The sequence below is a fragment of the Pseudoalteromonas sp. R3 genome (genome assembly GCF_004014715.1).
GTDB lineage: Bacteria > Pseudomonadota > Gammaproteobacteria > Enterobacterales > Alteromonadaceae > Pseudoalteromonas.
On sequence record NZ_CP034834.1, the window covers coordinates 31,246 to 44,817 of the forward strand.

The following is a 13,572-nucleotide window of genomic DNA, read 5'->3' on the forward strand; positions in this document are numbered from 1 at the left end:
AATATTGAAAAGCACCCAAACTAAATGACTGCTACGCCACTATCAACTCTATTAAACCTCCTTGCTCAACAAGCCAAATTACCCGATGAAATTCAACGCCTGTTCCATGGTCGGGGTCGATGTTATCCGGGGCTTGAACACCTTACCGTCGACTGGCTTCAGGGACAGCTTCAGGTTTCCTTGTTTAAAGAGCATGACCCACAATGGGTTGAAGCTTTGAAAGCTGGGCTATGTGACCTGATTAAAAGCCCTGAATGGAGCCAAAAAACGCAAGCGATATTATTGCAACACCGTTATGCGAGTGGCGCACCTGTTGATATCGTCTATGGTGAGTTGCAAGCAATGCCCGTTGTTAACGAGAATGGTCTGAAATTTGGTCTTTCTTTGGGTGCCAAGCAAAATATGGGGCTGTTTCTGGATATGCGCTTGGGTCGCCAGTGGGTGCGCCAACATGCAGCAGGTAAACGGATACTGAATTTGTTTTCCTATACCTGTGGCTTTTCTGTAGCAGCCATAGCCGGCGGCGCTGAGCATGTTGTAAATCTCGATATGTCAAAAGCTGCGTTAAAGCAGGGTAAAGTAAATCATCAACTGAATAGCCATGACTTAAACAAAGTTTCTTTTCTGGGTCATGAGTTGTTTAAGTCCTGGGGGAAAGTGAAAAAGTCAGGGCCCTATGACATGATTGTGATTGACCCACCCAGTTTTCAAAAGGGAAGTTTTGCACTGACTAAGGATTATCAACGTATTTTGAGGCGTTTGGGTGAATTGCTGACTCCACAGGGCGTTGTGCTTGCTTGTGTCAACTCTCCGGATGTGAGTGCTCAGTTTCTGATAGATGAAATGGCAAGGGAAGCACCACAAATGCAGTTTGAATCTAGGTTGCCAAATCCTCCTGAGTTCCCGGATATTGATGAAGATAGCAGTCTAAAGTGCCTGGTGTTCAATACGCTAGGTGCTAGTTAAGTTGCCAGTGAGTTAGGATCTGTTGATATTTTCCTGAGTCTTTGAGCTTAGCCAGGGCTGCTTTTAGCAGTTCAGCTTGCTCCTGGTCAAAATCCAGCCGGGTTGCAAGGTGAAGCTCTGAAGGAAATGCTGTAACGGCTAATTTGCGTTCTACCTGCTCCGCTGGTAACCCCAGTGCACTGAGCTCTTTGTTGATGGTTTGTGCATTAGTTAAGACCAAATCGGTACGGCCTTTAAACAGCATTTGCCAGAGTGTCTGATAGTGAGAGACCAAAACTAATTCATGCTCTTCTGAATACCCTGCGGCGCGCAGGAACCTTTCACTATAGTAGCCGCGAATGGTACTGACCCTATATTGTCTGGCACTGTTTAAGTCGTGCAATGAAAACTCGCGCTCTTTCAGGCCAATCAAATAGGCCTGAGCGTGACACATAATACCCAAAAAGCGGTACTGCGTGGCGCGCTCCGGGGTTTTAAGCCATGATAGCATGAGCGTATTATTGTGCTCTCTCATCTCATGGAGCGCACGTGCCATCGGCATGATTTCTATACTGCCCTTTAACCCTGTTTCAGTGAGTAGCTGTTGCGCTATCTCTACAAGCGCACCTGTGGGTTTTTCGTCTGTATCGAGAAAATGATAGGGAGGCAGGTCTTCTGCAACGAATCTGATGCTGGCAGTGTGACCGGAAAACGGCACAAGGATATACAAAATGAAGAACAAGAACGCAAAACGCATAGACACACTGCATATATCTTAAAACCAGCAGTGTGCCGTGTTTCTGAATAAAAATCCAGTTCATCACCTCAGACCACTTAGATGGAAATCTGAACTAAGCACACCTGCTTTTTACAGATAATGTGCGAGCTGTTTCTCTATGGCCGAGATTATAAATAATATAGAGTCGCGTATTAATCTCTCAAACGGATCTCAAACTTATCAGAGTAGCGCTCCTGAACAGCTTTTGCTGAACTGCCACTGGCATAGCTGGGATCGACACTGCCTCTGCGCGTACGGGCAAGATAAAAATCAGCACTACATTCCTGGCGGGTGTTGATTGCGGTGTCTTTTAACTCTTCAATGGTATCCAGGTCGATACTGAGGCTACCGTCGTCTGAAAGTTGGTCATTACTAACGTAAATAAAGGCAGAGTCACCATCGTTTCTCTTACACTCAATAGACAACTTACTTTCAAGTTCGGTATTGTCTTCTGTACCGGGTGTCCATGAAAGGGTTACAGTATCAGTTATCGAAAATGACTGATTTTTTTGTGGTGTAATAATATTAAACGGCTGCGGCAAATGCATTGTTGATGTTAAAGTCTGATTCTCTGAAGCTCTGGTAAAATCGACCGTGAACTTTGTACCACCGGTCGTAACATCAAAAATTGCGCGGTAGTCTACGTCAAACAGCTCTTCATCTTCGACCATCACCTGACTTATGTTTGCAGCTTTTGCGATTAATTTGTCGCTTGACGTAAGCCTGATATTATTGCCATTCGGGCCATCAATATTTAATTCAACAATGACACGGGACGTTTCTCCTTGTGTTGTCACGTAGATTTTTGACCAAATGGCCTCAGTTTTCACGTTTTCTGAGTCAGTGGTCTCGGTCGAGCATGCCAGCAATGCTGAACAAGCCAACGCCAGTGCGGAAAGTCTTACAGTATTCATTGTTGTCCCTTACAGGTCTGTGTCATTGATTGGCCCCATTCTAATCACGAATCAACGCGGAAAAAATGGCATTTTACATTTTAAAACAAACAAACCGGCTTTTAAAACAATCAATGAATAGTAATAAAATCGTAATAATGACCTTTTTCATAGGATGATGTGATTATGTTTAATTCTTTGTCTCTATTTTAGAAACGAAAAGACATCGTTAGACAAAATAGGGCTGAAGAACCGGAACATTTATTCAATACTGAGAAGGAAACATTATGAAAAAAAGCCTATTAGGTCTGCTTCTGTTGGGTACGGTCAGTACAATGACCGCTGCTCACAAGGGTGCTCAAATCGATCAATCATCTGCATATTTGCCATCAAACCTATCGCAATCTATTTATCAGCTGGTGTTTACCAGCGATGAGCAAAAAGCAAACTATCTTGCGCAGTATCATGATGCCATGATTGAAGTCAGGGATCGTTACTTACTGCTGACGTTAACTCAGTCTGAGGCTGATACGTTACGCAACGCGGGTGCATTGATTTTCTCTCGTCCAGATAGGGCAGCTCAGAGCCATGTTTCGCCCAACACACATACGCGTTCTGTCAGTATGGAGCAGGAATCCGGCATTCCTAACTTTCCTTGCTATCCCACGTTGGCAGAAACCCATCAAATGGCTCAGCAGCTTGCAAACACTTACCCCGATTTTGTTGAGCTAAAACAGATAGGTCCATCCTGGGAAAAAAGCCAGGGGCTGGGTGGGCATGATCTGACTGTGCTTATTTTAAAAAACAAAAAGAAAAACAAGTGGCGCAAACGTCCAGCTTTATACATGCAGGGCGCGCTGCACGCCAGGGAATATACGCCTGGTGCAACAACGATTAAGTTTGCTAAATACTTGCTCGAAAACCGTGAAACAAATGCCGATGTGAATTGGATACTGAACCAGCGAGAGATCCATATTCTGTTAATAGCGAACCCGGATGGTCGGGGTCTGGCTGAGCAAGGATTGCTTTGGCGCAAAAATACTAATTCGGCTTATTGCGCCATTGATGAGAGCATGCGTGGAGTTGATCTTAATCGTAATTTCGATTTTGCCTGGGCATCGCCCATAGGCGGATCGACGGATGATCAATGTGCAACGACTTTTCATGGGCCCAGCGCAGCTTCCGAGCCTGAAACACAAGCGATTCAGGCATATCTACATTCTTTGTTCCGTGACAGGCGGGGCGATCAGATCACTGACCCCGCGCCACTGAACACCCAGGGCGTGTTTCTCGATTTACATAGCTTCAGTCGTTACGTCATGTGGCCCTGGTCGAGTGAGCTGAACCCAAGCCCAAATGAGCCGCAACTCTCCATGATGGGCCACAGATTGGCAGCCTATAATAATTACCTGGCATTTCAGACAAAAGAGCGCTTTAAAGCCGGTGGTTCTGCAGATGGTTATGCCTACGGCCAACTTGGCGTGGCTGCTTTTACGTTTGAGCTGGGTAACACTTTCTTTGAAAGTTGCGCCAATTTTGAAGGGGAAATATTCCCCAATAATCTGAATGCACTCATATACGCTGCAAAAGTCGCGAACCGCCCTTACAAATTACCAGGAGGGCCACAAATTGTTGATCTCAGGCTACAAGGTGCTGACCGTGAAGCTATACCTGCGGGGGCTCCAGTTCAGATTAAGGCAATTATAGCGGATGACCATTTTGGTCCCTCTCTAACCGGTGATGCACCACCGAGCGAAGCTATTAAAAGAGTGGAGCTGACTATTAAGAAAAAAGGCAGGCAGGTAAAACATCGGATTATGTTGCCTGCTGCGGATGGGCTTTTCGATTCAGCACGCGAAGCCATTGATTATACGCTTGACACGAGTCGTTGGCGCAACGGGAAATATACTCTCACGCTGCGTGCACAGGATATCGCTGGTCAGTGGGGCACTAAATATGCCAAATTCCTTATAATCGACAATTCGGTAGACGGTGTTAACACGATGCCGGTGGCTGATTTTACCTCGCAGTGCCGTTTCGGTATGTGTGCTTTTAATGGCGCGGTGAGTCAGGATGACAGGGAAGGGTTGACGTATCGGTGGACTTTTGAAGGGGAGCGTTTTTATGGCACCTATCATGGCCAGCAGGTTGAAATTGAGTACTTTGCTGCCGGAATCTACTCGTTAACTTTACAGGTTGAAGATAGCCATGGCTATCGGGATATAAAAACAGTGCATCTGGAGCTTGATGGCTTACGCCCACCCGTTGGCCAGTTCGAGTACCAGTGTAATGGATTAACTTGTGAGTTTAACTCTTCAGCTTCTTATGATCCGGATGGTGAGATCATTGAGCGCTATTGGCAGTTTGGTAGTGATGCACCGTTTGCTCCGGGAGCAGAAAAAATGACATACACTTTTCCTCAGGCGGGAGAATACAGGATTGCATTTGTCGTTGTTGATAACCACTATGAATTCCACGAAATCTATCGGACAATTTCGGTGGGAAATAACTAAACAGTAAGTGAAACATTCACAGAGCGCACTTAGGTGCGCTCCGTCGATTGCTCGGCTCAGAGTTTCTCATTGAGCACGGAAGTGATGATTGCGATGCCTTCGATAAAGTGACCAACCCTCAGGTTTTCATTTGGACTGTGCTGGTTATTGTCGCTGTTGACACTGGCTACAATCGCCGCAGGAATGTCCAAAGTATCTACTATCGGAGCAATAGGGATTGAACCGCCACCGGAGCGCAGGACTATGGGTGATTTGCCAAGTAATTTAGTGACCCCTTTGATTGCCATTTGGCCCGCCGCTGAGTCCGGCTCACTGCGAAACGCACCATATATCTCACGAGACGCCATGGTCACGATGTAGGGATGTTGGGCACGTTCAGCATCAGTGGGTTCCCTGTCGATGACATAGTAGCCTTGCTGCTCAATATGCTGACGCACAAGCTGGATCAAGCGACCAGCGTCAGACTCTTTAACCAGGCGAATGTCCATGGCAGCAGTTGCGGTTGCCGGAACTATGGTTCTGGCCTGTTTACCTACCCAGGCACTACTTAACCCCCTGATATTCAAAGAGGGGTATTGGATAGACTCTTGTAAACTCGCACCAACGGCATCGGCTTGTGAAAAGCCCAGTTTTTTCATGATCTGCTGTTCATCATCCGGGACAGTAGCAAGCTGTGCTTTGAGTTCGTCTGAAAGGGTAATCCCGTCGTAAAAACCAGGAATAAGCACTTTTCCTTGCTGAGACTTCATTGACCCCAATATCTTAGCAAGGTGAAACGCTGGGTTGGGGGCGTAGTTGCCGTAGTGACCACTGTGTTGAGGTTTACGGGGGCCGTATGTCGTGAGCTGGACCGTGGCAATGCCGCGTGCACCCATAGTGATCGTTGGTTTATTTGTCTGATGCGGTGGGCCGTCAAAAATGAGCAGCAAATCGGCACTGAGTTTGTCTTTATAGGCTTTTATGGCCGCCGGTAAATTAGGCGAGCCTTGTTCCTCCTCAGTATCCATGATGATCTTCAGATTATAATTGGGTGAAGCTTGCTGGCTATCCAATATGTCCAGCGCTGTAATAAACTGGGCGATAGGGCCTTTCGAATCGGCTGCCGAACGCGCAAATATACGCCAATTGGGGTCCAGTTTTTCAGCCGAGTCGGGCCATGGGCGTGTTTCCCACTGGCCATTGACAAGCTGTTTTAGTTCAGCCGTGTAAGGGTCTTGCTGATCCCAGGCTGAGTTATCTACTGGCTGACCATCCGCTTGTAAGTAAACCAATACAGTTTTACTTGCGCCGGGTACCAAGCGTTCAGCATAAACTATGGGGCTGCCGGACATTTTGAGCTTGTGCACTTTAAATGCCCTACGAGAAAACTCCTCAGTTAGCCAGGTCGATAGCTTTTCGATGTCATTGGGATAATTTGCATCATTCGGCAAGCTGAGAAGTTCACGGTATCGCGCGATGGCTTCTGGGGTTTTGAGTTCAACTTGCTGCTGGATTTGTGGTACTGAAAGAGACTTACTTGCCTGTGCAAGTGGTATTGTTAAGGCGGTACAACTGACGAGCAATGCAGAAGTTAACCGCGATCTGACTAAGTGCTTTAACATTATTATCATTCCTTTTTTACACCAGTTGTAGCGAAACCCTTTGCGATAGAAAAGCATTTAGAGACCACATGTACTTATTGTGCGTTAAATCACCGATTTTGTTAGACATTAGGTAGCTTTTTTGGTGTATGGGAAATTAAAATTGAGCCTTATCTTGAAACAAAAAATTAACTTTATTGACGCTTGTTTGTTGTTTTATTCGTCTAGTTTACGACCGCTAATCCCCAAAAGAACAAGGAAAAGGTAGATGAAACAAGCATATAAATTAGCATTTTGGACCATTGCAGGCCTGACTTTTCAGCAAGCTCATGCTGGCACCACCACACTGAATCTTACTAAGCCAACAGGAAACCCCAACTCGCCACAAAAACTTCGTACGGTAAGTCTGGGCTCACTGGCAGACAATTTGTTTTCTGATATGAGGCAGCTTGAACTGGAGACTGAGGCAGATATTCGCCGAGATATCAGCAGAATGAGTGCAGTAAAGGCGATTTATGCCATTGATGTGGATGCAAAAAATATTTCTGCGACCTTCAGTGGCACAGACAATTACAAAGTACGCTTAACCGTAGGTAACCTCGGTTATATACCAAGGTTAAATTCGATGGGGTTAATGTGCTGTGCCCAAGCGTTAATGTTGCTGTTCGCCTGGAAAATTTAAGACCAACAGCGACATACAATTATTACACTGGCGCGCTGGAAGACATTGATGTTTACTACAATCGTGATGTTGACGTAAGTTGTTCAGGTGGCTTGCTCTCAATTCCGGGCATTAGCCATTTTGTAAACTATTTTGCATCTGACGCAGCGACAGGTGTGGTAGATGATCTGATCAAAGCGAACCTTCAACAATTTGCACCATTGGAACAACCAGGCGCATTATTTGGTATGCAAGAGATATTGTCAGATAGTCGGGTACGCGGTAATGTCGACGCCGCAGAGCGTTATCTGGACATAGATATTGATAATATCATTGGTAATCTAGTAACAGGAATGAACCTCACCGTTAGTCTTAAGCGAGACGCCAATGGTTATGGCAAGCATCAGGCGCACATTGGCGTATATCAGACAGCTCCAACCATCACCGCCGCGTGGGGGGGGCAGTTTAATGCGAGTGCTCCAGGTGCTAACCGTATCAGTAAGTATGCGTTAAGCGGGACCTGGCGCACCAGCAGCTGGACACCAGGATTGCTTTATAACAACCAGTTTATAGGTGCTATCGCTTACAACCGCGTTTACGGTATTCCAAGCTACCTTGGCCAGAAGCAGGTCACTATTGGTAACTGCGGTAAAGCGTGTGAATAATACCTGCTGACACTCAATATTTTCGATAAGTAGAATAACAGGCTTACTGGGCTGTTATTCTATTGCGACCGCATCAAGAATGTGAGCTGTCTCACTGGCAGCATAGATCCAGCAGGGTTTACCCGACTTTAATACAGCCTTCTGCCTGACATAGTCATCCACCTCATAGCTGTCAGCGTGCTTTAATTCCTGTGCAGAAAGTAAGAAAACAGTCCCTTCTACTTGATCCGCGTCGTCGGCAGTATAGATGAGAATGGGGTGATGTTCCTTCCCACTACTTTTAAGTACGTCCGGATCACTAATTTTGACCAAGCCAACACGATAGCCGACTAAGGCATCTGCCTGTCCGTTGAGAAGGCGGCCAAACGTGTCGAGTTGTACCTGTGATTGTTGTAACGTACCGTATGAGAACAAAGCTTCCATGAGCACTCCTTCGTTTTTTGGCTCACTGTAAATGACTCCCGACTATTCGTAAAGCGGGTTTACAGGTCAGCTGGACGCCCAATATCCTTACTCTGATAGTTACATACCCCTCAGGAAAGGTCTGTTCAAGTAATGCCTGATAAGGGCGGGCATCAAACGGTAAATACCAGCCTTTGTGTATAGCGGCTGCAACACTAACCAGTGGGCACTTAAACATATCACCACCCCAGCCTCCACCAGCCTGGATCCGACTGGTACTGAACATAGGAAAGCGACTCTGACATTTCCCCTGTGGCTTATTATTCCACTGTCCGTCAAAGACAGCAGAACCTGCTGCATAGATACTGCCATCGTCATTAAAGCAGGTGTCTCGCAAAGAGGTCGGCCTTGCCGACGCCGCATCAAGCTCTGGATTATTTTTCATCCTGAGTAACCACTCATCCATTGCCGCAAAAGCGGCTGTTGTAGGGTTGTGGTCTTTATGCGCAACCCAGATAACGTGGTTTTTACTGTGACCATTTTGCTGAGCAATGCGTACCCGACTGTAAAATGAAGCAGACATATGATGCATGTCTAGCTCATTTTCCAGATAGTGTCGGGCGTCTATAATTGGCAAATTAACTTTGCCAATAAATACTTGCCCTGAGCGGTAGGCTTGCTCCATGGCCTCTAATGAACCTTCATGCCGACGAGCAGGCCCTGTTGAGGCATTTGTAATGTTATGGTTTCCCCAGAGTGTTAGCCAAATAGGGATACGGGTGCCCAGAGGGAGTACAATGTCTTCCTGACGCATATCTGCTTGGCGCTTCCAGCCGCCAATGTGATGATTGATGTGAATGAATTCATCAAAACTAATATGGCCCTCTCGCAGAGCATTAAGACCATACTGGACGCCTACATTATCCCAGGTACTTCTGCCAAAGCCTTGCTCATCTGTGCCAAAAATATGCACCAGGTCCTGCCAGTAGCTCCAGCGAGTTTTTGCAATCACCTCATCAGAAAAAAAGGGTCTTAGAAACCCCTGTCGAGGGTTATTAATGAATGCTGACAGGCCAAAATAGCCATTAATGCATTCACTGTTACCATCCGGAAATGACGGAGCGAATCCCGCCATGAGCTGGTTCAAGGGTTGCAAAAAGCCGGCTTTTTGTGGAAAGTCATTGATTGCATTAAGCCCCTCAATTTGTCTCCTGCGCTCCCAATCTCGCCAGGCCTTAGGGTCCTTTGCTCGAAAAGTGAAGTAGTTATTGAGCAGATCACAGTCAAGCGCATAGGTGGTTTGTGTGATCATGTCGGGGTAGCTGTACAAAGGAATAAGGCCGTCCAAAATCCCTTTACTATTCTGTCCGATAAGGTATTGGGCCAGCCCCCCTCCTGAGCCGCCAATGCCCACGGTGTAGAGAGGCTCACCATATAGACTAATAAATTGCTGCTTAACCCGTCTGGCAGTGTCTTCTGCAAGCAACATGTTATAGGTATAACTGGTTTTATTGCCACTGGAGCTTATCACCGCATAGCCGTCCAGTAGTTGCCGGGCCTGACGGGTCATTACCCGAGCGGCCTTTTGTCGGCCTTGCCGGTAGCCAATTCCTGATCCTCCATTAAACTGATAAATGAGCTTTTGGTTCCACTTAGAATGACTACTACGCTCCCCGACTTCTTCATTTGAAATTGGCATGATAAGGGTATAAATGAAGCGGTTAATTGTTCCTTGCTCCACTCTGAACAGGGGAGATGAATCGTGTAAACGGGCATTGTCTTCATCGAGCCTGGTCGCAACAAAATTATCGTCTTGTTTTGTCAACGTGAAGTAAAATAACCGTGTGGGTAATGAACAGTCTTTACTGTAGCCAATGACCTGCGCTCCCCTAAAGACAGGCACACCCAGGCCCTGTTGATTGTCTACAAGTGGTTGCCCAAGCTCAGACTCCTGGGTCATGCAAAAGAAAGGGTACTGATTTGGTCCTGAATATAGGTTTGTTGTTGGGCCTGTTTTTTCTAACTCAATTGGAAAGTTAAACGAATCCTGCGGTCTGGAAACCTCTGAAATATGGGGAGTAAAGCGCAACACTTGATTGGGCTGTGGTGTAGCAATCTCACTTATCTGTCGGGCACTGACCTCATCATGGTGAGGGTAGAAGTGTAATATCACACCCGTGATTGCTATCAGCACTAAGCTGATCAGAAACATGAACCCGACATTTTTGCTCATAATGACCTCTTCTGATTCAAATCAGTACGCATAATAATAAGTGTAGGGCGAAAGATCGAAGGGGGTTGTTGTTTATTTGTTATTTCAGTGGGCAGAGTTGTAACTGTTATGCACTTTGTCGATGGCTTTTAGGATGGTGACCTTAGTTGAGGGTTTGGTGATATAGCCTGTCAGACCAAGCGTTGCCCATTTACGTATCAGGTCTTTATTGCGATTAGTAGACAGAGCTATGATAGGGAGTTTCTTACAGTGCTTAAAGGTACGAATGTTTTTAGTGGTGTTGTATCCATCCAGTTCAGGCATAAATAAGTCCATAAATACCATATCAAATTTGTGCTTTTTCAAAAGCTTAATTGCCTCCAAACCCGTTGTGGCATATTCAGTGGTATGTTGTTCTTCGTGGAGGATTTTGAGTAGCATTTCACGATATATTTCGTTGTCTTCTACGACCAGAATATGCATTTTGGGCGTCTCGTCAGGCACTGTAGAAGTTGTGACCGCAGGGTTAGGAGGTGGGTGTGCCTGAGCCGCTACAACGCTGCGTGGCACACCTTTGTCATTCAGTACTGCCAACAACTCAGCCATAGAGACCTGCTTGCTTTTGAGCTGCGATTTAAGCAGTTCGACACTCTCAACAAGCTGATGTTCAAGTTGCTCTATCAGGGGGCTAATATGTTGCTGGTTAAGCTGTTCTAATAGCTTTTTTTGTACCTGGTTATGGCATGGCTGTTGTGCAATCTTATCTCTGTTGTGTGCAAAGTTTTCCTCTGTTCTGCTTCTGTATTGCGCAACATCATCAATAAGAGCACGCAGATTATTGTCTATTTTCCCAAAATGGACTTCCTGTAACTCCGAGCTTTTCTTGCTGCCAGACACTTCATTGAGTGCGTTGTGTAAAATCATCCTGAAGCGATAGTTTTCATACATAGGTTTATGAATGAAATAGTCGCTAAAAATGTCTTCCATGCAGCATTTAAATGCAATGCCTGACTCTTTATTTTCACACAGCAAGATGTTTTTGTGAGGATAATTGAGTAACCCTTGCTTAGCCAGCTCAGTGTATGTTTCGATACTGCCTGCGACATCGTCCTTAGCCATAATGATGATGGCCGGGCTACAGTCAATAATTAGCTTTGTCGTTTCCTCCCAGTGAAACACGGTGCGATACGCTTTTGTATGGGCACCGACAATTTCTATCACACCCGTAAGTTCATCTGTTTTGTCACAAACAATAACGACTTTGGGCTGAGTTTGATCAGGATTAGTTTCTACCATAGTTATCGGTTCCCTGCGCGCATGTGTGATACCTCAATCTTTTTTCGATGATGCACACAGCAGTGCCTGTAGCTGATGCAAGGATATGGGCTTAACAAAGTAGGTCTCTATGCCTACGGTGGCGTATCGGCTGGCGCAGATTTCGTCGCCCGACATACCTATCAACTGACAGGGTTGTTCATGCAGTGGCTGTTGTTCTCTAAGTATATTTGCCAGTTGAAGTCCACACTCACCATCTTCCAGGTGCGCATCGATAAAGGCCCAGTCAAACCAATCTGTCTCAAGGTGGGCCAATAATTCTTCCTTATCCCGAGCCTGTGATACTGCCACGCCCAGAGTTGCCAATTGATTGCTAAGCAGATTTAAAAACAGGGCATTATCATCAATCAGGATTGCGCTTTGACTCATGTTCCCCATTCCAAAAGTGGTTTATCCAGGTTGTGCGTCAACCAGTTTAGCAAAACATCTGCAGCTAAAGGCTTGGCAAACAGGAACCCCTGTGCGACATCAATACCGCACAGGCGTAAGTAGTTTAATTCACCAACATGTTCTATGCCTTCCGCGACTGTTTTCAGAGACAGCTTTTTTGCAAGATCAGAGGTCGCAGACACAATTGCTTGTTTTTTGCTGTCGGAATCACAATTGTGCACAAAGCTACGATCAATTTTGAGTTCACTGAAAGGCACCTGATTTAATTGTGTAAAGCTTGAAAAGCCAGTGCCAAAGTCGTCAATAGAAAGTGGGAACCCCTTGAGCCTGAATCGGAGCAACACCTCAAGAGTACGAGGTAAATTGTCGAGTAATTGGCTTTCGGTGATTTCTAAAATAATTTGCTTACGAGGCACAGAGTATTGTTCACACAAGGTGGCCAGTTTATTTGGTAGTTCAATATCATAAAGTGCTCCGGCGCTGAGGTTGAGACTGAAGCTCAGAGATTTTACCTGTTCATAATGGTCGTGATACAGCGTCAGGGTTTGTGCAAGTAATTGAAGTGAGAGCTCAGCCGAAAACCCTGCACGCTCCAGCTGAGGAATAAAGTCACTGGGCGGGATCAGGCCATCAAAGGGATGGTACCACCGAGCGAGAATCTCCATACCAATAACATTGAGCGATTCCAGCGACACCTTAGGCTGATAATGTGCTTTAAACTGCTGCCGGTCGAGGCCGACTCTGATATCACTGGCGTTATAGCTTTTTTCGGGCAGAGCTGGAGATTGTCTATGATGTTGATCCAGACACTCGAGTAGGGTGGTCAATCGTGCCAGTGAAACAGGCTTGTCGATATTGGAGATAATATTCAGGTTATGCATTGTGCCCAGATTGCTGGCGGTTTCTAATACGTCTTTATCTTCGCCACTGAGTAACACTATTGGGGTTGTCAATTTGGCATCGGCGAAAATACGCAGTAACTCTATGCCATCAATTTCGGGCATATTCAAATCTAAAAAAATCACAGACGCAGAGTCACACAGCCCGGAATCCAGAGCGCTACGCCCTGCGGTAAAGCCATAGTAGTCGACATCCTGGGCGACTTGTTTAAGTAACAACTCCAGCTGGGTAATGATTAACTGGTTGTCATCGATTGCGATTACTCTTATCAGATTATTCATCTCGCCTTTAATGACCT

General features: G+C 45.9%; 12 protein-coding genes. 4 read left to right on the forward strand and 8 right to left on the reverse strand.

Translation table 11 applies throughout. The features are described from left to right. Positions 1 to 24 precede the first annotated feature (24 nt). On the forward strand, positions 25 to 966 hold the full coding sequence (locus ELR70_RS00055; RefSeq protein ID WP_054013388.1) for a class I SAM-dependent methyltransferase: 942 nt from the start codon (positions 25 to 27) through the stop codon (positions 964 to 966). Here ELR70_RS00055 and ELR70_RS00060 read toward each other — a convergent pair. Further along, on the reverse strand, positions 959 to 1,702 hold the full coding sequence (locus tag ELR70_RS00060) for a transporter substrate-binding domain-containing protein (RefSeq protein WP_082353053.1): 744 nt from the start codon (positions 1,700 to 1,702) through the stop codon (positions 959 to 961). The genes ELR70_RS00055 and ELR70_RS00060 overlap by 8 nt on opposite strands. 173 nt (positions 1,703 to 1,875) lie before the next feature. Then, entirely contained in the window at positions 1,876 to 2,637 is a 762-nt protein-coding gene (locus tag ELR70_RS00065; RefSeq protein WP_054013387.1) for a hypothetical protein, read from the reverse strand. A 266-nt stretch (positions 2,638 to 2,903) separates the two neighbouring features. Between ELR70_RS00065 and ELR70_RS00070 the strand changes: the two genes are divergently transcribed. Beyond that, complete coding sequence (locus tag ELR70_RS00070; RefSeq protein WP_054013386.1) at positions 2,904 to 5,129, forward strand: M14 family zinc carboxypeptidase; 2,226 nt, start codon at positions 2,904 to 2,906, stop codon at positions 5,127 to 5,129. Positions 5,130 to 5,185: 56 nt separating this feature from the next. Here ELR70_RS00070 and ELR70_RS00075 read toward each other — a convergent pair whose 3' ends face one another. Then, positions 5,186 to 6,730: a M20/M25/M40 family metallo-hydrolase gene (locus tag ELR70_RS00075; protein WP_054013385.1), complete on the reverse strand. Its 1,545-nt coding sequence runs from the start codon at positions 6,728 to 6,730 to the stop codon at positions 5,186 to 5,188. 247 nt (positions 6,731 to 6,977) lie between these two features. On the opposite strand from ELR70_RS00075, the gene ELR70_RS25120 reads away from it, so the two are divergent. Both ELR70_RS25120 and ELR70_RS00080 read left to right on the forward strand, forming a co-directional pair. Further along, a complete protein-coding gene (locus ELR70_RS25120; RefSeq protein ID WP_241566284.1) occupies positions 6,978 to 7,391 on the forward strand; it encodes a hypothetical protein in 414 nt (137 codons plus the stop codon). Then, positions 7,346 to 8,035: a hypothetical protein gene (locus tag ELR70_RS00080; RefSeq protein WP_241566285.1), complete on the forward strand. Its 690-nt coding sequence runs from the start codon at positions 7,346 to 7,348 to the stop codon at positions 8,033 to 8,035. The genes ELR70_RS25120 and ELR70_RS00080 overlap by 46 nt, the downstream gene beginning before the upstream one ends. A gap of 54 nt (positions 8,036 to 8,089) precedes the next feature. Here the strand turns inward: ELR70_RS00080 and ELR70_RS00085 are convergent, their stop codons facing one another. The 5 genes from ELR70_RS00085 to ELR70_RS00105 form a co-directional block, all read right to left on the reverse strand. Continuing rightward, positions 8,090 to 8,458: a gamma-glutamylcyclotransferase family protein gene (locus ELR70_RS00085; protein ID WP_054013383.1), complete on the reverse strand. Its 369-nt coding sequence runs from the start codon at positions 8,456 to 8,458 to the stop codon at positions 8,090 to 8,092. A gap of 22 nt (positions 8,459 to 8,480) precedes the next feature. Further along, positions 8,481 to 10,670, reverse strand: a complete 2,190-nt coding sequence (locus ELR70_RS00090) for a DUF6351 family protein (protein WP_241566286.1) — start codon at positions 10,668 to 10,670, stop codon at positions 8,481 to 8,483. A gap of 84 nt (positions 10,671 to 10,754) precedes the next feature. Beyond that, a complete protein-coding gene (locus ELR70_RS00095) occupies positions 10,755 to 11,945 on the reverse strand; it encodes a response regulator (protein WP_054013381.1) in 1,191 nt (396 codons plus the stop codon). Between the two features lie 33 nt (positions 11,946 to 11,978). Beyond that, positions 11,979 to 12,353, reverse strand: coding sequence for a response regulator (locus tag ELR70_RS00100; protein WP_054013380.1), 375 nt, complete (start codon positions 12,351 to 12,353; stop codon positions 11,979 to 11,981). Continuing rightward, positions 12,350 to 13,555 carry an EAL domain-containing response regulator gene (locus tag ELR70_RS00105; RefSeq protein WP_160317345.1) on the reverse strand — a complete coding sequence of 402 codons (1,206 nt, stop codon included), beginning with the start codon at positions 13,553 to 13,555 and terminating at the stop codon, positions 12,350 to 12,352. Before ELR70_RS00105 ends, ELR70_RS00100 begins: the two co-directional genes overlap by 4 nt. Positions 13,556 to 13,572: the final 17 nt, after the last annotated feature.

Excerpts from the sequence above, each read along its gene's own strand:
- ELR70_RS00055 (WP_054013388.1), top strand. The coding sequence starts at position 25 with ATGACTGCTACGCCACTATCAACTCTATTAAACCTCCTTGCTCAACAA.
- ELR70_RS00060 (WP_082353053.1), bottom strand. The coding sequence starts at position 1,702 with ATGCGTTTTGCGTTCTTGTTCTTCATTTTGTATATCCTTGTGCCGTTT.
- ELR70_RS00065 (WP_054013387.1), bottom strand. The coding sequence starts at position 2,637 with ATGAATACTGTAAGACTTTCCGCACTGGCGTTGGCTTGTTCAGCATTG.
- ELR70_RS00070 (WP_054013386.1), top strand. The coding sequence starts at position 2,904 with ATGAAAAAAAGCCTATTAGGTCTGCTTCTGTTGGGTACGGTCAGTACA.
- ELR70_RS00075 (WP_054013385.1), bottom strand. The coding sequence starts at position 6,730 with ATGTTAAAGCACTTAGTCAGATCGCGGTTAACTTCTGCATTGCTCGTC.
- ELR70_RS25120 (WP_241566284.1), top strand. The coding sequence starts at position 6,978 with ATGAAACAAGCATATAAATTAGCATTTTGGACCATTGCAGGCCTGACT.
- ELR70_RS00085 (WP_054013383.1), bottom strand. The coding sequence starts at position 8,458 with ATGGAAGCTTTGTTCTCATACGGTACGTTACAACAATCACAGGTACAA.
- ELR70_RS00090 (WP_241566286.1), bottom strand. The coding sequence starts at position 10,670 with ATGAGCAAAAATGTCGGGTTCATGTTTCTGATCAGCTTAGTGCTGATA.
- ELR70_RS00095 (WP_054013381.1), bottom strand. The coding sequence starts at position 11,945 with ATGGTAGAAACTAATCCTGATCAAACTCAGCCCAAAGTCGTTATTGTT.
- ELR70_RS00100 (WP_054013380.1), bottom strand. The coding sequence starts at position 12,353 with ATGAGTCAAAGCGCAATCCTGATTGATGATAATGCCCTGTTTTTAAAT.
- ELR70_RS00105 (WP_160317345.1), bottom strand. The coding sequence starts at position 13,555 with ATGAATAATCTGATAAGAGTAATCGCAATCGATGACAACCAGTTAATC.